At 41.2% G+C, this 21,211-nt stretch carries 25 protein-coding genes, 3 riboswitches and 1 other annotated feature; of the genes, 19 read left to right on the top strand and 6 right to left on the bottom strand.

Annotated elements, in window-relative coordinates; translation table 11 throughout:
- The first annotated feature begins 87 nt into the window (after positions 1–87).
- From BK049_RS02030 to BK049_RS02010, 5 genes are all read left to right on the top strand, one after another.
- Entirely contained in the window at positions 88–609 is a 522-nt protein-coding gene (locus BK049_RS02030) for an acyl-CoA thioesterase (protein WP_008359401.1), read from the top strand.
- A gap of 114 nt (positions 610–723) precedes the next feature.
- Positions 724–1,050 (top strand): PadR family transcriptional regulator, encoded by a 327-nt coding sequence (locus BK049_RS02025; RefSeq protein WP_008359403.1) that lies wholly within the window; start codon positions 724–726, stop codon positions 1,048–1,050.
- Between the two features lie 4 nt (positions 1,051–1,054).
- The gene (locus tag BK049_RS02020; protein ID WP_071167736.1) at positions 1,055–1,807 is read left to right on the top strand and encodes an HAAS domain-containing protein; all 753 of its coding nucleotides are present in this window, start codon (positions 1,055–1,057) and stop codon (positions 1,805–1,807) included.
- 111 nt (positions 1,808–1,918) lie between these two features.
- Positions 1,919–2,410 carry a small multi-drug export protein gene (locus tag BK049_RS02015; protein ID WP_008359407.1) on the top strand — a complete coding sequence of 164 codons (492 nt, stop codon included), beginning with the start codon at positions 1,919–1,921 and terminating at the stop codon, positions 2,408–2,410.
- 15 nt (positions 2,411–2,425) lie between these two features.
- Positions 2,426–2,971, top strand: coding sequence for a GNAT family N-acetyltransferase (locus BK049_RS02010; RefSeq protein ID WP_071167735.1), 546 nt, complete (start codon positions 2,426–2,428; stop codon positions 2,969–2,971).
- An 18-nt stretch (positions 2,972–2,989) separates the two neighbouring features.
- Here BK049_RS02010 and BK049_RS02005 read toward each other — a convergent pair whose 3' ends face one another.
- On the bottom strand, positions 2,990–4,033 hold the full coding sequence (locus BK049_RS02005) for a bifunctional transcriptional activator/DNA repair enzyme AdaA (RefSeq protein ID WP_071167734.1): 1,044 nt from the start codon (positions 4,031–4,033) through the stop codon (positions 2,990–2,992).
- Between the two features lie 329 nt (positions 4,034–4,362).
- Positions 4,363–4,471, top strand: a riboswitch (guanidine-I (ykkC/yxkD leader).
- Positions 4,472–4,537: 66 nt separating this feature from the next.
- On the opposite strand from BK049_RS02005, the gene BK049_RS01995 reads away from it, so the two are divergent.
- Together BK049_RS01995 and BK049_RS01990 are read left to right on the top strand one after the other, a co-directional pair.
- Complete coding sequence (locus tag BK049_RS01995) at positions 4,538–4,867, top strand: DMT family transporter (protein ID WP_008359416.1); 330 nt, start codon at positions 4,538–4,540, stop codon at positions 4,865–4,867.
- On the top strand, positions 4,864–5,178 hold the full coding sequence (locus BK049_RS01990; RefSeq protein WP_008359418.1) for a DMT family transporter: 315 nt from the start codon (positions 4,864–4,866) through the stop codon (positions 5,176–5,178). The genes BK049_RS01995 and BK049_RS01990 overlap by 4 nt, the downstream gene beginning before the upstream one ends.
- A 33-nt stretch (positions 5,179–5,211) precedes the next feature.
- Here the strand turns inward: BK049_RS01990 and BK049_RS01985 are convergent, their stop codons facing one another.
- Positions 5,212–5,397 (bottom strand): hypothetical protein, encoded by a 186-nt coding sequence (locus BK049_RS01985; protein WP_071167733.1) that lies wholly within the window; start codon positions 5,395–5,397, stop codon positions 5,212–5,214.
- Between the two features lie 162 nt (positions 5,398–5,559).
- Here BK049_RS01985 and purU point away from each other — a divergent pair, with 162 nt between their 5' ends.
- From purU to BK049_RS01955, 6 genes are all read left to right on the top strand, one after another.
- Positions 5,560–6,462: a formyltetrahydrofolate deformylase gene (purU, locus tag BK049_RS01980; RefSeq protein WP_008359423.1), complete on the top strand. Its 903-nt coding sequence runs from the start codon at positions 5,560–5,562 to the stop codon at positions 6,460–6,462.
- Positions 6,463–6,505: 43 nt separating this feature from the next.
- Positions 6,506–6,724: a binding site (T-box leader), on the top strand.
- Between the two features lie 55 nt (positions 6,725–6,779).
- Positions 6,780–7,877: a glutamate 5-kinase gene (proB, locus tag BK049_RS01975; protein ID WP_071169173.1), complete on the top strand. Its 1,098-nt coding sequence runs from the start codon at positions 6,780–6,782 to the stop codon at positions 7,875–7,877.
- 12 nt (positions 7,878–7,889) lie between these two features.
- Entirely contained in the window at positions 7,890–9,137 is a 1,248-nt protein-coding gene (locus BK049_RS01970) for a glutamate-5-semialdehyde dehydrogenase (protein WP_008359427.1), read from the top strand.
- Positions 9,138–9,262: 125 nt separating this feature from the next.
- On the top strand, positions 9,263–10,399 hold the full coding sequence (locus BK049_RS01965; protein WP_008359430.1) for a Rap family tetratricopeptide repeat protein: 1,137 nt from the start codon (positions 9,263–9,265) through the stop codon (positions 10,397–10,399).
- On the top strand, positions 10,389–10,523 hold the full coding sequence (locus tag BK049_RS01960) for a phosphatase (protein WP_071167732.1): 135 nt from the start codon (positions 10,389–10,391) through the stop codon (positions 10,521–10,523). The genes BK049_RS01965 and BK049_RS01960 overlap by 11 nt, the downstream gene beginning before the upstream one ends.
- Before the next feature lie 185 nt (positions 10,524–10,708).
- Positions 10,709–11,137 (top strand): organic hydroperoxide resistance protein, encoded by a 429-nt coding sequence (locus tag BK049_RS01955; RefSeq protein WP_008359435.1) that lies wholly within the window; start codon positions 10,709–10,711, stop codon positions 11,135–11,137.
- 32 nt (positions 11,138–11,169) lie between these two features.
- On the opposite strand, the gene BK049_RS01950 is transcribed toward BK049_RS01955, so the two are convergent.
- Entirely contained in the window at positions 11,170–11,616 is a 447-nt protein-coding gene (locus BK049_RS01950) for a MarR family winged helix-turn-helix transcriptional regulator (RefSeq protein WP_008359437.1), read from the bottom strand.
- A gap of 160 nt (positions 11,617–11,776) precedes the next feature.
- Here BK049_RS01950 and ohrB point away from each other — a divergent pair, with 160 nt between their 5' ends.
- The gene (gene ohrB, locus BK049_RS01945) at positions 11,777–12,196 is read left to right on the top strand and encodes an organic hydroperoxide resistance protein OhrB (RefSeq protein ID WP_008359439.1); all 420 of its coding nucleotides are present in this window, start codon (positions 11,777–11,779) and stop codon (positions 12,194–12,196) included.
- Between the two features lie 83 nt (positions 12,197–12,279).
- On the opposite strand, the gene guaD is transcribed toward ohrB, so the two are convergent.
- The 3 genes from guaD to BK049_RS01930 form a co-directional block, all read right to left on the bottom strand.
- Positions 12,280–12,750: a guanine deaminase gene (gene guaD, locus BK049_RS01940; protein ID WP_071167731.1), complete on the bottom strand. Its 471-nt coding sequence runs from the start codon at positions 12,748–12,750 to the stop codon at positions 12,280–12,282.
- 140 nt (positions 12,751–12,890) lie between these two features.
- A complete protein-coding gene (metE, locus tag BK049_RS01935; protein ID WP_071167730.1) occupies positions 12,891–15,179 on the bottom strand; it encodes a 5-methyltetrahydropteroyltriglutamate--homocysteine S-methyltransferase in 2,289 nt (762 codons plus the stop codon).
- A 152-nt stretch (positions 15,180–15,331) separates the two neighbouring features.
- A riboswitch (cobalamin riboswitch) is annotated at positions 15,332–15,524 on the bottom strand.
- Between the two features lie 112 nt (positions 15,525–15,636).
- A complete protein-coding gene (locus tag BK049_RS01930) occupies positions 15,637–16,596 on the bottom strand; it encodes a S8 family peptidase (protein ID WP_008359446.1) in 960 nt (319 codons plus the stop codon).
- A 514-nt stretch (positions 16,597–17,110) separates the two neighbouring features.
- Between BK049_RS01930 and BK049_RS01925 the strand changes: the two genes are divergently transcribed.
- The 5 genes from BK049_RS01925 to BK049_RS19455 all read left to right on the top strand — a co-directional run bounded on the left by BK049_RS01925 (position 17,111) and on the right by BK049_RS19455 (position 20,737).
- On the top strand, positions 17,111–17,797 hold the full coding sequence (locus tag BK049_RS01925; RefSeq protein ID WP_008359448.1) for a response regulator transcription factor: 687 nt from the start codon (positions 17,111–17,113) through the stop codon (positions 17,795–17,797).
- A 3-nt stretch (positions 17,798–17,800) separates the two neighbouring features.
- The gene (locus tag BK049_RS01920; RefSeq protein WP_071167729.1) at positions 17,801–19,150 is read left to right on the top strand and encodes a sensor histidine kinase; all 1,350 of its coding nucleotides are present in this window, start codon (positions 17,801–17,803) and stop codon (positions 19,148–19,150) included.
- 66 nt (positions 19,151–19,216) lie between these two features.
- Positions 19,217–19,906 (top strand): PepSY domain-containing protein, encoded by a 690-nt coding sequence (locus BK049_RS01915; protein ID WP_071167728.1) that lies wholly within the window; start codon positions 19,217–19,219, stop codon positions 19,904–19,906.
- Between the two features lie 93 nt (positions 19,907–19,999).
- Positions 20,000–20,518, top strand: a complete 519-nt coding sequence (locus BK049_RS01910; RefSeq protein ID WP_071167727.1) for a PepSY domain-containing protein — start codon at positions 20,000–20,002, stop codon at positions 20,516–20,518.
- A 75-nt stretch (positions 20,519–20,593) separates the two neighbouring features.
- Positions 20,594–20,737, top strand: a complete 144-nt coding sequence (locus BK049_RS19455; protein ID WP_167358852.1) for a hypothetical protein — start codon at positions 20,594–20,596, stop codon at positions 20,735–20,737.
- 292 nt (positions 20,738–21,029) lie between these two features.
- A riboswitch (M-box (ykoK) riboswitch) is annotated at positions 21,030–21,193 on the top strand.
- Positions 21,194–21,211 lie beyond the last annotated feature (18 nt).

Below are 21,211 nucleotides of genomic sequence, written 5' to 3'. Positions count from 1 at the left end.
AAGCAAAAAGTTTAGACAAACCTAATAGAATAGTGTTTAATAAAAGTCGTTCCGCATCACCGAAAACAGCAAGAAGGAGCTATGACGATGAGAGAAGAAAATTTCAAATACTGCAAGGAATCGAAAGTTGTGAAAACCAGCAGGGTATTCCCTCTCGATACGAATAACCACCAAACCTTATTTGGCGGGAAATTAATGAGTTATATAGATGACATTGCCTCCATCTCGGCAGCAAGACACAGCCGCAGTGAAACAGTCACAGCCTCGATGGATTCGGTTGATTTTTTAGAGCCGATTGGACAAAAAGAGTCAGTATGCTTAGAATCCTATGTCACATGGGTCGGTACATCTTCTATGGAAGTATTCGTCAAAGTGATCAAAGAAAACTTGATGTCCGGAGAGCGCAGACTTGCAGCGACTTCATTTCTTACATTTGTCTCATTAGATGAAAACGGGAAACCAAAACGAGTTCCGCAGGTCATGCCGGAAACAGAGGAAGAAATCATGCTGCATCAAACAGCGAAGCAGCGGGCAGAGGAAAGAAAAAGCCGCCGAAAGCATAGTAAAGCTTTGGCTGACGCACTTGGGACAGATAAACCTTGGGCGTAAAAATCACCCTTTCAGTGGTGATTTTTTTCTATAACAGTATCTTGCATGGCAAGGTAGTGTATGGTAGGATGAGGCTATCTTGCATAGCAAGGTACTGAAATCGGAGGAACGCTGATGACACAATCAACGCAAATGTTAAAAGGCATTTTAGAAGGCTGCTTGCTGTCGATTATTTCTGAAGGTGACATTTATGGGTATGAAATGACGAAGAAGCTCGCGCATTATGGGTTTGATCAAATTAGTGAAGGAAGTATTTATCCTATTCTTTTGCGTATGCAAAAAGAACAGCTGGTAAGCACTGTCACAAAAGCATCAACAAGCGGACCGAAAAGAAAATACTATATGCTCACTCAAGCGGGAGAACAAGCGCTGACCGATTTTATCGCACGCTGGGATGAGCTGTCAGAAAGTGTAGAGCGCTTATTACATAAAGGGAAGTGAGAAGATGGTAACAAAAGAAACAAGACACATATTATTAGAGCTGAAACTCTATCTGATATCAAGGGGGAAAAATCAGGACGAAATTGACGAGGTGATGGATGAACTAACGGCACACGCTGTTGATGCAGAGAAAGATGGGAAAACAGGTGAGGAGGTGTTTGGCAAAGATCCGCGGGGCTTTGCTGATGAACTGGCAAAAGAGCTGACTGGGCATCATAAAGACTGGGTTCCATTTGTGAGTGCCTTTTTGATTGGATCGCTCTTTTACATGATCTTATCAGACGCAATCAGTCAAAGCTTATCGTATTCTTGGTATGCACTGATTGGTTATCCGCTCATTTTAGTGGCCAATCTCATCATGACGATTGTGATGTTTAGAGCATCTGCATTTCAAACAAGCCGCCGGGCATTTTTCTATTTTTGGATTTTAGGAATCTGTCAGCTGACGGCCATGATCACAGTGAAATTATTGGACCAAAAGCTCGGTACGCCATTACTTGTGCTTACCTCAAGTCAAAGATGGGGCGTCATTCTTCTGTTGTTGCTTTGTATCGTCGTATTTAATGCCATCTTAAAGGCACATGTTGTTTCGCTGATTCCGGTAATTTTCTTCGGACCGCAGCTTATATTCGAATGGATTGGGTGGACGTCGCCTATGATGCTTCTTTTCACAAGTCTGCTATCCATTGTGTTGATAGTTTTGCTTACAATCGCTGCTTTACGAAAAACAAACAAAAAACAGGAGAATACGTTGTAAACAGAGTACATCTCATGAGGTGTGCTCTTCTTTTTTCTAAAAAAATGTAGTAATGGAAACATGATTTTCATTACAATGAGAAGAGGACAAAAATGAAAAGGGGTTCTGTTTTTGGATATGGTATGGGGGTATGTACTCGTTTTTGTATTGGCTGCTTTGCCTTTTTTTGAAGTGGTTGGTGTCGTTCCACTGGCGATTTTAAGTGGACTGCATCCTGTGACATCAGCGGTGATTGGATTCATCGGCAACTTTCTAACTGTTTTGCTTCTCATTGTCTTCGTGGACCGGATTAAAGCATGGCGCTTGAAGAAAAAAGAGGAAAAGCATGATGAAAAAGGGGAGAAAAAGCAAGAAAGGGCCAGAAAAATTTGGGAACGATATGGCCTTCCTGGATTAGCACTTGTCGGTCCTTTTATCATCGGCAGTCATTTAGCCGCCTTTATGTGTATGAGCTTTGGTACGAAAAGAAAACAAGTGGCCGTATGGATGACGGTCAGTTTAATGATGTGGACAGCATTAGCAGCTAGTTTAACGGGTGCGGGCTTCCATTACTTTGCTCCAGATTCAAATGGATTGTTCGGAGATCTTTTTAGAAGTAAATGAGGGGGAGGAGAATAAATGAAAGATCAAACGCGGATCGTGTTCGAAACAGAGCGCCTTAAACTTAGAACGATGGATGAACACGATGCGCCATTTTTATATGACATGCTGTTTCAAGATGAAGAAGTCATGAAGTATTACCCTTCTTTAAAGGATGAAAAGCAGACAAAAGAGTGGATTGCCTGGAATCAAAGGAATGACCGCACGTATCATACCTCGCTGTGGATCATTGAAGAGAAAGAAACGAAGGAACCACTCGGACAAAGCGGAATTGTTCTGCAAAACATCGAAGGACAAACCGAACTTGAAATTGGCTATATGCTAAAGAGAGCGGCGTGGGGAAAAGGATATGCAGCTGAGGCTGCTAAAGGCTGTCTGACATATGGTTTTGAAGACATGAAGGTGAGACGAATGGTCAGCTTGATTCGTCCTGAAAATGAAGCGTCAGTGAAGGTCGCTTTAAAAATGGGGATGAAAAAAGAAAAAACCATTTTAAAATGGGATCAAATGATGGATGTATATAGCATCAACCGTAACGGAGAAAACGGCTCGCATGAACAATAAGGAGAGCCGTTTTTTCTTTTATACACGCTGTTCTAGCTGGAGTAAATATTTCTTTCGTTCGACGCCCCCGCCGTATCCGCCAAGCTCGCCACTTGTTTGAATCACACGGTGGCATGGAACGATGATCGCCAGTTGATTGGCTCCATTTGCATTGCCAACCGCCCGAACCAAATGCGGGTCGCCAAGCATCGTGGCAAGCTCCTTATACGATCTCGTTTCGCCTGCTGGAATGCGTGAGAGCAGGTCCCACACCTTCATTTGAAAAGGGGTGCCATGTAAGGAAAGTGGCACAGTAAATTGCGTCAGTTTCTTTTCAAAATATAAATCCAATTCTTGAGCTAATTGCTGATGAACGTTTGTTTCTCCAACTAAAATGCGGGCATGATGTTTTTTTCTAATTGTTTCAATCTCTCTTTCTAATCCTCGCCTGTCCATAAATTCAAGTAAATATACATGCGCTGCATCTGTTATGCTGATCATTCGCCCAATCGGGGTGGAAATAAAATTAGCATGGAGAATGTTGACCTGCGCTTTTTTAGGTGGATTCCCCATAATTTTTGTAAAAGCATCATTGAAGGCACTGGAAGATTCATAGCCAAAAGAGACTTGCTGATCAATCACTTTTTTTCCGTTCAGAATTTCTTTAAAGGCTAGTCCCATACGTCGTGATCTAGCATATTGAACAAAGGTCATTCCATAGATTTCTTTAAATTTTCTTCGCGCTGTGGCAGAGTGAATCCCTAATTGGCGAAAATCTTCTTCTTTCCATCGTTTCTCAGGACTGCTTTCAACTGCTGACACGAGTGTTTTGACTTCTTCTGGAATGCTGTTAGGGTATGTTAAAGGCGTGCAGCGCTTGCAAGGCCGGTATCCTGCTAGTAGCGCCTCTTCTGCTGTTAAGAAAAACTCACAGTTTTCATATTTTGGTTTTCTGGCCGTGCATGTTGCGTGGCAGAAGATGCCGGTTGTTTTAATGCCAGCAAAAAATGTGCCATCATATTGCGGGTTCTTTTCAACAAGTGCTTGATAAAATTCATGTTTTTGTTCGTCTGTCATCATCATATGATCCACCTCTTGTTTTCCTATTTTTGCTGATACAGAACGGATCAGCTACTCGTTCGTAAAATGGACCTTGTTTCATTATATCAGCATATCAGCCATGTGCTAAAAGCAGTGTTTGAAATGAATGCGTCAGCTGATGATTTGAAGCTCGCTAGTCCGTTTCAACATTTCTCCTTCTATCATTTAGTATACTTTGGTTCAACACACTTTCTTTCGAAAAATGAACAAGTATATTTGAAAGGGGATGTAAACCGGTAGACCGGCATACCGGGGTGTGATACAATTTCCATACATACAGAATCTGCATGACGGCAGGTCTGTTTCATAATGAATTGGTTTTCTAGGGTTCCGTGCGGCATCGCAGTCTGGACCGAGAGAAAACACATAGGGTCTTTACAATAGACCATATGGACACGGAGGGATAAAAGCCCGGGAGATTTGATCAAATGATCGATTTCCGGGCTTTTTTTATTGCTTGGAATCGGTTAGAAAGGAAGAGATCGGATGAAATGGGGAAATGTATTCATTGCGGCTATATTTGAAGTCGGCTGGGTGATGGGGCTGAAATATGCGGACTCCGTACTGGAATGGATCGCAACCATCGTTTGTATTATTGTGAGCTTTTATTTACTCATGAAAGCCACGAATGTACTGCCAGTTGGCACACTTTATGCCGTTTTCACCGGACTTGGGACAGCAGGTACCGTCATCTTAGGCATGGTACTTGGTGAGCCGGTGCAGCTTGTCAAATTGCTGCTTATCATGGTGCTTTTGTGCGGTGTATTAGGATTAAAGCTGACAACTGGTGAACAGAAAGGAGAGGGTGAATCGTGAGCTGGCTTTTACTCATTGGGGCAGGTATTTTAGAAATGCTTTGTGTCACCATGATGAATCAATTCCAGAAAGACCGGCATCTAAAGTGGATTTTATTCATTGCAGCTGGCTTTTCGCTATCCTTTCTGATGCTGTCACTTGCAATGAACACAATTCCGATGGGAACGGCGTATGCCGTTTGGACAGGAATTGGAGCAGCTGGAGGGGCCATTGTTGGCATGCTGTTTTATGGAGAGTCAAAAGAGGCGAAACGTATTTTCTTTATTGCGCTGATTCTATCTGCGGCAGTCGGGTTAAAAATCATTGAATAAAACAAGGCTGGCACGTGTTTGCCAGCCTTGTTGTTACATCGAATGATGGTTGGAATCGTTTTCATTTTTTCGGTAAAGCTGACTCACAAGCAGAAAACATACACCAAATGTGAGCAAAGGAATGAGTCTTTCACCGGCTATAAAAAGATAAATACCCGAGATCAGACATACGATGCCGAGCCAAAAGCTCACTTTACCAAACAAAGTCATGCTTTTCATCTTCATCACTCCTTTTGTGATAAAAGGTCTACTCACATTATATCACGCCTGATGCAGAATTGAATGAATATTCAATGAAAAATACGACTCTCAATTGCTTTTTCACTTTCCAGTCCAGTATAATATTTCATTAGAATGAAAACGTAAAAGAGGTCATGAGACATGAGAACATTGATTACAGAGAAACTTGAATTACACAGACAAAAGCATGAGCAAAAAGGAAGATTGCTTGTCAGCTGCCCGGATCAGCCTGGTATTGTGTCAGCTGTTTCATCCTTTTTATTTGAACACGGAGCAAACATCATTGAATCCAGTCAATACACAACAAATCATGAAAGCGGCCGGTTCTTTTTAAGAATAGAATTTGATTGGAAAGACATCTCGGCTAACATGAATCAGCTGAAAAGCAGTTTTGAGCCAATTGCTGAATCATTCCAAATGACGTGGAGCATGTCACGAGCGAGTGAGCTGAAAAAGCTGGCGATCTTTGTATCAAAGGAGCTTCACTGTTTACATGAGCTTTTGTGGGAATGGCAGAGCGGAAATTTAATGGCTGAAATAGCGGTTGTCATCAGTAATCATGAAACGGCAAAAGATACAGTAGAGGCACTAGGGATTCCATTCCATTTTGTGAAGGCGAATAAAGACATTCGCCAAGATGCAGAAAAGCAACAGCTCGCATTATTAGAAAAGTACGACATTGATGCGGTTGTGCTTGCTAGATACATGCAAATTTTAACGCCTGCATTTATTGAAAAGCATCCGAATAAAATTATTAATATCCATCATTCCTTCCTCCCGGCATTTATCGGTGCAAACCCATACAAACGGGCGTATGAGCGTGGTGTTAAACTAATCGGTGCTACCTCTCACTATGTCACAAATGATTTAGACGAAGGGCCGATCATTGAACAGGATATTGAGCGTGTTGATCATAGAGATGATGCAGAGGCATTAAAGAATATTGGCCGCACAATTGAACGCAGTGTGCTGGCACGTGCCGTCAAATGGCATCTAGAAGATCGAATCATTGTGCATGAGAATAAAACGATTGTGTTTAATTGACCGCTTGACTTTTCTGAAGCAATTGGTGATAATATAAAAAAATTAACGAGCGTTGAGAAGGAATAGTAAGCAGGAACTGCTGTGTAAAGAGAGCAAATGACATGCTGAAACATTTGCCGCAGACAGCTGCTGAACCTACCCTTTGAGCCTTAGAGGAAAAATCTAAGCGCATGCCTGGCGTTACAGGAGTTGAGTGGAATAAGCATACACACGCTTATTCAATGAAGGTGGTACCACGGAAAATCCCTTTTTCGTCCTTTGCATAAGGAGAAAAAGGGATTTTTTTGTGGTGAAAGGTATAGCGGAGGGAATCAATGATGAAAAAGCAAAGGATTGTCATAAAAATTGGCAGCAGTTCATTAACAGAGCAAAAGGGAGCCATTGATGAACAAAAAATGTGGGATCATGTGAAAGCCATTGCAAAGCTGAAAGAGGCAGGGCATGAAATCATTCTTATTTCATCAGGAGCCGTTGCAGCGGGATTTGGCAGTTTAGGGTATCCGTCAAGACCTGTGACTTTAAAAGGAAAACAAGCTGCTGCTGCCGTTGGTCAAAGTTTATTAATGCAGAAATATACAGAACTATTTTCGCAGTTTCATATCACGCCGGCACAAATGCTTTTAACGCGTAATGACTTTTCAGATCGTACAAGATATCGAAATGCTTACGCAACGATGATGGAACTGCTCGAAAGAAAAATGTTACCGATCATTAATGAAAATGACTCTGTGTCAATCGAGGAGCTTACCTTTGGTGATAATGACATGCTGTCAGCACTGGTCAGTGGCTTAATTCATGCAGACCAATTGATCATTTTAACAGATATCAACGGAATTTATGATGCCAATCCAAGTGAAAATCCTGATGCGAAGCGGTTTGATGTGCTGACACACATTTCAGATGAATTGTTCTCCTATGCGAAAAGTACGGGTTCAAAGGTTGGAACAGGCGGGATGAAATCAAAGCTTTCTGCTGCACAAACCGCTCTTTCACTTGGCGTCAAAGTCTTCATTGGCACGGGGACAGGGGAAGACAAGCTTCTTCACATTCTCGCCGGTCAAGGGGACGGAACGTATATCGGTGAACAAGACTTATCATCGGTCAATAACCGCCGCCAATGGATTCAATTCCACTCACCAGTCTCTGGGAAGATTATGATTGACGCAGGAGCAGAGGCGGCCATTTTGCATAATGGAAAAAGCCTTCTTCCAGCAGGTGTGATTGATGTTGCCGGTCATTTTTCTAAAGGAGAGGTTGTCGAAGTCGTCGGTCCGAACGGGTTAGTTGGTAAGGGACAAACATTGTACGCATCTGATGAGCTTCTTGACATTAAAGGGATGCGTAGTGATGAGCTTTCTCATGAGAGACCTGAGGTTATTCACCGAGATCACTGGGTACAGCATGTACAAAACTGAGGAGGGAATACGATGAATGAAGTTCTTGAAAAAGCAAAAAAGGCAAGTGCAGCCAAAGATCAACTGCTATTAAAAACGACTGAACAAAAGAATGCGGCTTTAGACGCTATTGCAAAAGCATTAAAAGCATCGTCAGCTTTCTTAATTGAGGAGAACGAAAAGGATGTTCAGGCAGCTGTAGACAAGCAGTTTACTCCATCTGTTATTGATAGAATTACATTAACAGAAGAGAGGATTGAAGCGATTGCAGACGCTACGTTTCAACTGATTGAGCTCAAAGATCCAATTGGGGAAACATTAGAAACCATTCAAAAAGAAAACGGACTTTTGATCGAAAAGGTACGAGTGCCTCTTGGAACGGTTGGTATGATTTACGAAGCAAGACCAAACGTGACAGTAGATGCTGCGACCCTTTGCTTAAAAACGGGAAATGCTGTCATCCTAAGAGGAAGTTCATCGGCGATTCATAGTAATAAAGCGATTGTGAAGGTCATCCATGAAGCGCTTCATACGACGGATATTCCTGTAGACAGTGTACAACTGATTGAAGATACAGGCCGTGAAACGGCTAAAACTCTGTTCACTTTAAATGACTACCTAGATGTCCTGATTCCACGCGGCGGGAAACATTTAATTGATCTTGTTGTGAGAGAGTCTACTGTTCCAGTGCTTGAGACGGGTGCAGGGAATTGTCATATTTTCATTGATGAGACAGCTCAAAAAGAGATGGCTGAACAGATTGTTCTGAATGCGAAAACACAAAGACCATCTGTTTGTAATGCCATTGAGAGCATTGTGATTCATGAAACATGGGCAAAAAAACACGGCGCTTCGTTATTTGAAGCACTTCAAACAAACGGGGTAGAGATACGAGGCGATGAAACTGTATGTGCGATTACTCCTAGCGCAACTCCAGCGACGACAGCTGACTTTGAAACGGAATTTTTAGCGCCAATTGTCAGTGTTAAAATCGTAGAGAACATAGATGAGGCAATCCAGCACATTCAAACATACAGCTCTAAGCATTCTGAAGCGATCATTACGGAAAATGATCAGCATGCGTCACTTTTCTTAACCGCCGTCGACGCTGCCGCTGTGTATCATAATGCGTCAACCCGATTTACAGACGGTTTTGAATTTGGTTACGGAGCGGAAATAGGCATTAGTACACAAAAATTGCATGCGAGAGGACCAATGGGTCTGCCGGCCTTAACCTCTGAAAAGTTTGTCATTCGTGGTCAAGGACAAATAAGAGAATAACCCATCTAAAAGAGAGTCTTGTCACACGAGACTCTCTTTTTCCTTTCATTTTTTGTATTTCTTCGGTCAAGTATGATAAAATATGGTAATGTTTTATATTATGAGAAGATTGGAGAAGGCAACGTATGGCGAAAATCATTCCCTCTTCGGATATTGGAGTGAAAATCAACAAGTGGTATGAATTAATCCGCAGATTTGATTCAGAACAAGCAGAACAGTTAAAGCAGGAAATTCGCACCTCTCTTGACTCAATGGAAGAAGATCAGAATTTGCTTCTCTATTTTTCTTTAATGGAATTCAGGCATGAGGTCATGCTCGATTATGTGAAGCCATTAAAGGAAGGAAAGCTTCGCGCCAACTTTTCCGAGCTTTCGAAAGAAATAGATGAGCACCAAACGCATGTCACAGGCATGCTGGAATACTACTATCATTTCTTCAGAGGCATGTATGAGTTTGACCGGAGAGAGTACATTGCGGCCATATCGTCATATCAAAAGGCAGAGCACAAGCTTTCTTTTGTATCCGACGATATTGAACGTGCAGAATTTCATTTTAAAATGTCAGAAATATATTATCACATGAAACAAACACACATTTCGATGCACCATGCCAAACTAGCGCTGGATGTCTATATTCAGCACGAACTATATGCGCTTCGCACCATTCAGTGTGAATTTATTGTAGCCGGTAATTATGATGATATGAGAAGGCATGAAAAGGCATTACCACATCTAGAAAGAGCACTTGCGAGATCAAGAGACTTTCAGAATGTGCGTTTTATTGCTTCTTCTTTGTTTAATATGGGCAACAGCTATTACAGAATGGGAGATTTGAACCGCGCACTCGACTTAATGAAAGAATCCATCTTATTATTTGATCAAAACCAACCCGATCATCTTCGTCGATCGATAGACCCTCTTTATACAGCCGCTCAGATATTATACAAACAAGGTAAACACGATGAAGCATTATACTACAGAGAAGAATGTATGAAGCGAGCACAAGCTCTGCAGGATGATATTCATATTCAAAAGACCATATTTCTTGAAGCATTGTACTTAAGACAAGACGCCGACCATATTAAACGTATTTTCCATTTTTTAGAGTCTTCTTATGCATATCCTGATATAGAGGAGTTGGCATTAGACACCGCGAAGTATTATAATGAAATGGAGGATTATGAAAAATCTTCCATGTTCTATAGAGAAGCGGAACATGCTCGAATCTATATTCAGAGAGGGGATTGTTTATATGAATTTTAAAAAATGGGCAGTCGTCTGTACAAGCATCACGATCATGGCATTATGGGTGGCATCAGCTAATACCGACCCAGATAACAGAAACCATACGCTAGAAAAACCGAATCCGCAGCATATCACGATCTAAAAGCAGCCCTTTTCATAGGGCTTTTTTTATTGCCTTGACTGATCTTACATCACCATGCGCTGGACACTCATAAAAATAAAAAATGGAGGAAAGATGAAGATGAGTGTTTTTCATTGACTCTTGAATTTAGATTGTGTACAATTCAATTGTAGAAAATATTATTGAAGAGAAAGAGGGTTATATTCATGTCAGACGTTTTATTTACTGCAACGGTATCAGCTGTAGGGGGAAGAGAAGGAAAGGTTGTTTCAACAGATGGTGTACTAGAGCATGATGTGGCAATGCCAGGAACGCCAAGAGCAAAAAAACTTGAAAAAGCAACAAATCCAGAGCAATTATTTGCAGCAGGCTATTCTGCATGTTTTGATTCAGCCCTTCAAATGGTAGCAAGACAAGAGCGTGTCCGTTTTGAAAGTGAAGTAACGGCACATGTGAGCTTAGTCAAAGATAGTGCAGATGGCGGTTTCAAACTAGGCGTCAAATTAGAAGTCAAAGGAACAGGAATCGAGCAATCAGCACTAGATGAACTGGTTCATAAAGCACACGGCGTATGCCCGTATTCAAAAGCAACACAAGGAAACATCGAAGTAGAAGTAGTAGCTGTCGCACAATAATGGACATGATAAAAGGCTGAGGGAAGATTCCCTCAGCCTTTTGGTTGTGTTAATTTTTGCAAAAGCTCATGCAAGGAGGCGCGCAGTGCTTTTAGCTCTTCTTCTGATCTGCCTGTCCCAGACAGCATACGAAATGGAATCGCAGTGGCCTTCTCTTTTAGCTGTTCTCCGTATTCAGTTAAACGAATGTGTACAGAACGCTCATCCTCCTTCGAACGTTCGCGGATGATCAAACCGTTTTGTTCCATCCGTTTAAGCATGGGCGTGAGTGTACCAGAGTCTAAATACAAAAGCTCCCCCATTGTTTTCACATTTAGTGTCTTGTGCTCCCATAATAAAAGCAGTGCCAAATATTGCGGGTAAGTGATGTTTAACTCTTCTAATAACGGTTTATACTGCTTTGTCATTTCTCTTGAACTTGCATATAACAAGAAACAAAGCTGATTTTCCAGCTTCATATGTTCGAATTCATTTGTCATGTCTGTCACCAACTATTTTTGTCATACTTATCATTGTATAAGATTTTCTTCCTTTTTAAAATAAATACAGACAAAAAATGAAAAATTCTTTCATGTGCGATAAATGTTTGAAGGATGGATAGAACGTGAAAGGTATAAGTAGAAAAAGGAGGAGATGAAGATGAAACCATTATTTACAGCTAAAGTAAAAGCGCAGCATGGAAGAGCTGGACATGTTCGTTCTGAAGATGGTGTGCTGGATCATCAGATTGTCATGCCAAACGCAAAAAAAGATGGAGAGACTGGCACGAATCCAGAGCAATTATTTGCAGCTGGCTATGCAGCCTGCTTCGGAGGAGCCCTTGAGCAAGTAGCCAAGAAGCAAGGGGTAGAGATTGAATCAGAAGTAGAGGGACATGTCAGTCTATTAAAAGATGAAAGTGATGGAGGCTTTAAACTTGGTGTGAAGCTGATTGTTTCCGCTAAAGGCCTGGACCATGACAAAGTGAAAGAGCTTGTCGAGGCTGCGCATGCATTCTGTCCATATTCAAAAGCAACAAGAGGGAACATCGAAGTAGAGCTTGAAGTAGCTGAGTCATAAAAAGAAGAAAAGGACTAAAATCAAGTTCATTTTAGTCCTTCGTCAACAGTCTTAGACACCTGCTGTACAGCAGGTATCTTTTTTTAATATTCTTTCTTTTTGTCGTATGATTCCCACGCTTCAAATGGCGCAAGGGTTTTTTGAATTGTCAGCTGGTAAAATGGAATGTTTCTTGATTCGTATTCCTTGTTGATTTCTTCATAAATAAATGAGTCATCAAAACCAGAAGTTGCTGCATCCTGATGTCCAGCTGCAAAATACACTGCTTTTGGTCTAGCCCAGTAGATAGCGCCGAGGCACATCGGGCAAGGCTCACAGCTTGTATATAAAATACAATCTTCTAATTGGTATGTATGTAGAGTTTGGCATGCCTTTCGAATGGCTGTGACTTCTGCATGTGCGGTTGGATCATTACTTGTTGTGACATTGTTGCTTCCCTCTGCGATAATCTGACCATCCTTGACAATGACTGCTCCAAAAGGGCCGCCAGTACCGCTGTTGACTCCTTCTACTGCAAGATCAATTGCACGTTGTAAAAAAGCTTCGTGATTCATTGTCTTCCTCCCTTTGTTCGACTGACTTCTCTAGTATAAACGAATCATACTAGAAAAGAAATCATCCTAGTAGATGATCGAACAGGGCAATATACGGATATAAAAACCCCTGCTATATTCAGCAGGGGAGAGGAATGTCATTATGCATGCTGCGCCAGCTTTTTACGAGCCAATTGAGCGGCTGTGACCATGTTTTTCAAAGCAGCAATGGTTTCAGGCTCTTGTCTTGTTTTTAGACCACAGTCAGGGTTGACCCAGAAGCGGTCAGTTGGACAAACTTTCAGCGCATCATCAATGATTTGACTCATTTCCTCAACAGATGGTACGCGCGGGCTATGGATGTCATATACCCCAAGTCCAAGTCCTTTTAAGTACGGGTGTTTTTCTAAATAATCAAGGAATCCGCCATGACTGCGTGAGTGCTCAATGGTGATGACATCGGCATCAAGGTCTTCAATCGTATCAACAATATCCTCGAAGTTACTGTAGCACATATGTGTATGAATTTGCGTTTCATTTTGAACAGAAGATGTCGATAAACGGAAGGACTCTGCTGCCCAGTTTAAATATTCTGCCCAATCACTCTCTTTTAAAGGAAGACCTTCTCTTAATGCAGGCTCATCCACTTGAATGACTTGAATACCTGCTTCCTCTAACGCTTCTACCTCTTTACGCAAAGCGAAAGCGATTTGGAAGGCAATGTCTTTCCGGGAGATATCTGTTCTTGGGAAAGACCAGTTTAAGATGGTGACAGGACCTGTCAGCATTCCTTTGACCTTTTTCTCTGTTAAGCTTTGAGCGTAAACCGTTTCTTTCACTGTCATTGGCTCTATAAATTCGACATCTCCATAAATGATTGGCGGCTTCACGCAGCGTGATCCATAAGATTGTACCCAAGCAAATTTCGTAAAGGCAAATCCGGCTAGCTTTTCACCAAAGTATTCAACCATGTCTGTACGTTCAAATTCTCCATGAACGAGTACATCCAGGCCAATCTCTTCTTGAATATCAATCCATCTTTTTGTTTCTTTCTTAATAAACTCATCATATTCAGCATCTGTCCATTCGTTTTTGCGCCATTTTTGACGAGCGCTGCGCACCTCAGCGGACTGAGGAAAGCTACCAATTGTTGTGGTTGGAAGAAGCGGGAGTTCAAGAGATTCGTTTTGGATGCGAAGGCGATCTTCAAAGGCCACAGGACGTTTAAAATCTTTAGGTGACAGATTGTTTCGTTCTGCTGTCAGATCCGCATTTGTCCCTTTGGCGAATTCTTTTAAGGTAAGAAGCGCTTCACTTGCTTCATGAATGTCTGCATCAATGGCAGCCGCTCCTTTTGTTAAACCTTCTTTTAATAGTGTTAATTCAGCCAGTTTTTCAGTTGCATAAGAAAGTCCGTTTAATAGTTTTTCTTCAAGCTGTTCGCTTGGGTGCTTTGCAACTGGTACATGTAGCAAGCTGCTTGATGGCTGCAGCCACACTTCTTTTGGCTGAACATCAGCAATCACCTCAGAAATAAATGACAATCTTTCCCCTAAGTCTGATCTCCAAATATTTCTTCCGTCAATGATGCCAGCTGCTAAAATTTTATCTTTCGGGAAGCCATGCTTTTTCACTTGTTCAAGGTTGCGTCCTTGATCATGGACAAAATCAAGACCGATAGCTTCAACTGGGTACGTGACAAGTTCTTCATAGGCATCCACTGAGTCGAAGTATGTTTGAAGAAGTACGTTTAAGGCAGGTACAGCTTCTTTAATCGTTTGATAGATGGCTTTCACTGCTTTCACGTCTTCACTGGAAGCTGTGACTAAAGCAGGCTCATCAATTTGAACCCATTTCACACCGGCTTCTTCAAGTTCTTTTAAAACCTGAATATAAAGCGGCACAAGACGCTGCTCGATCTCTTTTACTTCATTGGCTTCATAGCCTTTAGAAAGAGAAACAAATGTATAAAGGCCAAGAACGACAGGTTTTGTTTCAACACCAAACGCCTTTTTCACCTTTTCGTAAGCTTCAAGCGGTTTGTTGTGTGTGAGTTTGAATTCCGTGCTTTTTTCGTATTCTGGAACGATGTAGTGATAGTTTGTATTAAACCATTTTGTCATTTCACTTGAGACAGCATCTTTTGTTCCTCTAGCCATCGCAAAGTATGTATCTAGCGGGTCTTTCAAACTGCGGAAGCGCTCTGGAATCCAATTGAACATAACAGCAGTATCCAGCACGTGATCATAGAAGGTGAAGTCTCCAGAAGGAACAACATCAATTTGTTGGTCAATTTGAGTTTTAATAGCGGTTAGAAATTGTTCATCCAGTGTGCTTAAGAGAGTTTCACGGTCGGTTTGTCCTTTCCAATAAGACTCAAGTGCTTTTTTCCATTCTCTGTTTAAACCAATTCGCGGAAAACCTAGATTACTTGTTTTAACAATTGTCAATTCCAATTCCTCCTCTAAAATATAAAAAGACATTTACACTCATGATCAAGATTGATGAGGGAAAATGTCTGGTTTAAAAAGACAAAATGTGTGTGCGAAAGAAGGCGTGAGTATCACTGACGCTTTTCCGACATCTCCTATCAACCGTAGGGGTTTGATGTGATAGAGCGGCTGGTATCCTGGCTCGCGAATCTGCAAGCCTTTCATCCTTCCCGTCTTCATGACAGTGGATTACAAAAGAAAAGCTCTCCTCACTTACAGTGGCGGGACCGCGCCGGATTTTCACCGGTCTTCCCAATTAAAATTCGACGTGTGATCGAATTACCGACTCTCAAACTATGAATTTATTGTGTTCGATTATATAACGTTCACTTCATTTCGTCAAAGTAAATTTTGAATAATTTTAATTAAAAAAATCCCGAGAAAATTCTATCTTTTCTCAGGACCTATCATGAAGCTATAGAGACAAAAGTTCTGCTTCCAATGTTTTCTCAAGGAGCACATCAGGCGCAGTTAAATATAAAAACCCGTTTCCTACAAGGGTTTTCGATTGTTTCAGAGGGAGGGTTCTTCTCACGAGCTGAGCATATACCTCAGGTTCTGTCAATTTACGCTGGAATGCTTCCTCTTCGGCATTTTTAATAATGGCGAGTGCACCGCTCACATGAGGGGCAGCCATGGAAGTGCCTGTTAGTCTTCCGTATTTATGGTTAGGAAGAGTGGATAAAATATCTTCTCCTGGAGCGACGAGGTCGATTTCTTTATTCGCATTGGAAAATTCAGAGGATTCTCTTGCAAGAGAGACAGAGCCGACGGCAATGACCTCATTGTATGCAGCTGGGTAGGAGAACTCTTCAGTACGCTCGTCTCCGTCACCTTCATTTCCTGCTGCGCAGACAACAAGCACACCGCTATTTACCGCATGTTGAATGGCTTTTTGCAGGGCTGGTTCATTGCTTGGACCTCCAAGAGACATGGAGATAATATCAACTTTTTGCTCAACCGCATAGTTGATGCCATTAATGATCCATTCGTATTTCCCGCTGCCATTTTCTCCGCCGAGGACTTTCACGATCAGCAGCTTGGCCTCTGGGGCAACACCTAAAATGCCGCCATTTTGATCCGTTGCTGCAATCGTTCCTGCTACGTGGGTACCATGCCCATTGTAGTCTTTCACCTTCTCAGCATCTCCATTGTCATCATCGGTAAAGTTCTTGCCACCGATAATCTGATCTTTTAAATCGGGATGCTCCGTGTCGCAACCTGTATCAAGGACAGCAATGGTTATGCCTTTTCCTTTGAAGCCGCTTGACCAAAGTTCGGGTGCTTTAATCTCCTGAATACTTTCTGGCGTCTCTTTCGCTTCCATCACATTGGCTTTTACTTCATACGGAATTAAGCGAATTTCACCTTTCATAAGAAAGCCCTCCTTATTTTGTTTTCAAAGTAGATTCAGGTTGCGTAATGTTATTGTATAAAACAAACTTTTGACCGAAAAGGGTCAATTGTAATCATTTTTCAAATCATCAAATTATTCATATGTTCGCAGTTCTCCTCGCTTCTTGCCGAAAGAAGTCACCTTTTGAAGAAAACTCTTGATATCATATGAAAAAGGAGGAAATGCTGCATAGTGAGCTTGCCCCTGTTCAAATAAAAATGGGTGAAAAGAACTAAAAAAGACAGTCCTGTTTAACAACAAAAATGAATGGATAGGAGAGTTATGAGGAGAAGGAGAACGAGTGTAAATATTTTTCTCCAAAAACATTTCACTCTCTAGTATTTGCTTTATGAACCGTTAGGTGAACAAAAGACTCATCATGATCTTTTTTTGGGGGAAAAATAAGATGTGAAGATTGTGACTGTTCCAAACGTGAAAGGCAACATATAATAATGGAAAGACAAGCTTGCCTTTTTAGATAGGAGAGATAGAGATGAACAAAGGGAAGATACTCGTAATCGAAGATGAAAAGAAAATAGCAAGAGTGCTGTCACTTGAACTTGAATATGAAGGGTATGAGGTGACAGTCAAAGATACAGGCATGAACGGACTTCAGGCTCTTGAAGAAGATAGCTTCGATTTGGTGCTTCTTGACGTCATGCTTCCAGAATTAAGCGGTCTTGAAGTGCTGAGAAGGGTTCGAAAGACGAATACAGAAACACCCATTATTTTAATTACAGCAAGAGGGAGTGTTCCTGATAAGGTAAGCGGCCTTGATCTTGGAGCAAATGATTATATTACAAAGCCTTTTGATATAGAAGAATTATTAGCACGAATTCGTGCGCAGCTAAGATTTAATAGCAGTGCGCAAGAAGAAAAGGAAATTGAGCTCAGCATAGCAGATCTGACGGTCAATGAGAAAACAAGAGAAATCCAAAGAGGCGGTCAAATGCTGGAGCTGACACCGAGAGAATATGACCTGCTTGTCCATTTGCTAAAACATCAGCAGCAAGTGCTCACAAGAGATCAGCTGTTAACAGCTGTTTGGGGCTTTGATTATTTCGGTGATACGAACGTGGTCGATGTCTATATCCGTTATTTAAGGAAAAAAGTCGATTACCCATTTGAAAAACAGTTGATTCACACAGTGAGAGGTGTGGGTTATGTGATGAAAGGATAAAGCATGAGATTAAAAAATAAGATCCAGCTTTATACGTCGTTGTCCTTGTTTTTAATGGTGCTGCTGTTTCATACAGCGATTTATTTTATTTTTTCAATGACCTTGACGCAAAAAGATATGTCTCGGCTTTCTGAGGTGGCTGAAAATATTGCGATTGCGTTAAAAAAGTCAGAAGAAGAAGGCCTTCCTTCTTCGGAGCTGCTAAAAGCATATCTGCCTCAAAATGGCATGATCCGTGTTGTGACAGAAAAGGACGAATCGAAGCTGACCGTCACAAAGGAATCAACATTTAGCTCACTGCCCTTTACATACGAATCTGGTCAGACAGCAAAAATAAAAGATTACAACAAGCATATGATTGCATTCGCCGCTATTCCCGTCATTTGGACAAACGGGGAGATTGTGTCGCTTCAAGTATATGAAGAAATCGAAAATACAGAAGAAAACTTGGCATTATTAAAAATGATATTAATCGCTGCTGGCGTTTTGTTTATTGTGCTTTCTTATTTTGCAGGTCACATTTTAACCAAACAAATCGTCCGCCCAATTAGTCGAATGACCAATACGATGAAGGCAAGTATGAGAGAAAAGGCGTTTAAACGAATTGAATTAACAGGTGATTCAAAGGATGAATTATATCAAATGGGTCAAACCTTTAATGAAATGTCCGAAATTCTTGAGAAGCATTATGAGAAAGAGCAGCAATTCTTACACGATGCCTCTCATGAATTGAAAACACCAATCACTGTTATTATGAGCTACAGCAACTTACTTAAACGCTGGGGACAAACACGACCAGAGGTCATAGAAGAATCCTCTCAAGCCATTCATGATGAAGCGAAAAAAATGAAAAGGCTGACAGATCAATTGCTCACACTTGCGAAAAGTGGACAGCCGCTTTATTTGGACATGAAGCCGGTTGATCTTGGTCATTTGTGCAAGCAAATATGTCATACACTTGAAGTGGCCACCAATCGGACCATTCAATCTCATGTGCAAACAAAACATCCGCTGATCGCTGAAGGGGATGAAGAGAAAATCAAACAGCTTTTGACCATCTTGATTGACAATGCGATCAAATATAGTGCAGAGCCAGTTGATGTGATTTGCGGGCAGGCAGGAGACAAGCCGTTTATTTCAGTTGTTGATAAAGGAATTGGCATAAAAGAAGAGGATCTGCCGAAAATCTTTGACCGCTTTTTCCGCGTGGATGAAGCGAGAAACAGTGAGACGGGTGGAACCGGACTTGGTCTGTCAATTGCGAAGCAAATTGCTGAAGAGCATGGGGCCAAGCTAGAGGTAGACAGCCGTATCGGCGAAGGAACAACCATAACCATTCTTTTTCAGAAATAAATAGGTCTTTTCTCATCAATTTCTCATTTCCTCCTTATAAAATAGGAAATAGGAAGGAGGCGCTGCATGTCTAAAAAATCAAAAATGGTGCTTGCGCTCGCAGGATGTCTTATCATTCTTGCGGCCTTTGCAATGCTCATGATTCAAACCATTGATCAAAAAATATTAAGCGAAGCAGAAATCAAAAAAATCATCGCGAAAGATTACAATGGAAACATCACACATATTGATCTCATCAACAATAAAAAGGACTATACATTGACGCTGGAAAATTCAAATGGCATCTATCAAATCATTGCATCTTCCGCAAGCGGTCAAATGAAAGAAATCAAACAATTAAAAAGCTATCAAAAACCAAATGAAAAAAATGCTGAACTTCAAGCAGAAGAAGCGGCAGTGAAAAAAGTGAATGGAACTGTGATTCAAAAGAAAGAAAAAGCCGATCGTTTTACCTTTACGATTCAATCAAAGAAAGAACTGTATCAAGTCGAGGTAGATAAAAAAACGTTTAAGGTGATAGAAGCAGAAAAGAAAAAGCCGACTTCTAAAGAAAAGAAGCTGACAAAAATCACAGTAGAGGAAGCCATTCAAATTGCTGTAAAAGAAGTAGGCGGGACAGTAGATGATGCAGATCTTGAAACATTCAGCGGAATGCTCGTGTTTGAGGTAGAGCTAGATTTGCCTGACGGAAGAGAGGCAGAGGTGCTTGTGAACGCCTATACAGGAGACATTGAAGGCATTACGTACGAAAACTAATCCATTTCTCATGATTTTCTCATGTTTCTTTCCTTCCTTTATCATCTTGTTTATTTAAGATAAAGAAGAAATCAAACAGAGGAGGAAATGAACATGATGAAAAAAGTACTAGTAGCGACAGCATTAACAGGAACTCTTGTCGCAGGTGGTTTCACCCTTCAAGCGCAAAATACAAATCAAACGGCAAATGCCGAACAAATGGTGCAAAAAAAATCATCGTTTGTCTCAAAGAAACAAGCTGAAAAAGCAGCATTAAAAGTGGTGAAAGGCTACGTAGACGATGTGGATCTTGAGCGTAAAAAAGGAAAATGGGTGTATGAGGTCGAGATTAAAAAAGGCGGCTTTGAATATAAAGTATATGTCGATGCAAAAACAGGAAAAGCGCTGAATGATCCAGTCAAAGAAAAGAAACAAAATGTGAAAATCACCAAAAAACAGGCTGAACAAATTGCCCTTGCAAAAGTAAAAGGCACAGTCACAGATTCAGATTTAGATAAAGAAAATGGTGTGTACATCTATGAAATTGAAATCACGACACCAAGCGGCGAAGAAGTCGATTTTGAGATTTCCGCTAAAACAGGCAAAATCCTGAAGCAAGAATGGGATGATTAAAGAAGATCGAACCTTACACTTTCATGTGTAAGGTTTTTTCATTGGGACAAACTACTGGAAAGGAGGCGAGAGAATATGATGAAGAAAAAAGAAGAAGAGCAGACGATGGACCGCGCGGAATATGTTCCGCATCCTGATGGAGAAGGATATGCTTTGTTTTTGCATGATTCCTTTCATCTCCTCTCCCAAGAGGATATGAATCAGCCAAAAGAGGAATAAAAGATATGGCAACGTGTAGACAAACCCTCGCATTCTTTGTCAGTCCTGCGTGCCGGTGCTCACGAATGTCAAATTCGCTCCGCGCCGGTACTCGTTCTTCCTAGACTGCAAAGGTTTTCAGGTCACGCTAAAAAAGGACTAAAATAAAGTTCATTTTAGCCCTTTTTTAGCAAAGAGCGATGGTCAACGTCTATCGCTCTTTTTTTGAAAAGTAAGCGAATACATGACGAGACTTGGCATCTTGCTTATTGACATCATTCCGCTTTTTCTGTAATCTCATTGTGTTAACAATATGAGACTTCGTTAGGTGAGGCTCCTGTATGGAGATACGCTGCTGCCCAAAAATGTCCAAAGACGCCAATGGGTCAACAGAAATCATCGACATAAGGTGATTTTTAATGCAGCTGGTTTTGTCCTATGCCATACAGTGCTAAAGCTCTACGATTGAAGGAGTAAGTGTTTATTTTGTCATGC

This window comes from Bacillus xiamenensis, from assembly GCF_001857925.1.
GTDB lineage: Bacteria > Bacillota > Bacilli > Bacillales > Bacillaceae > Bacillus > Bacillus xiamenensis.
The sequence above is the reverse complement of the archived record's forward strand: the minus strand, read 5'-3'. Positions and strand labels throughout refer to the sequence as shown.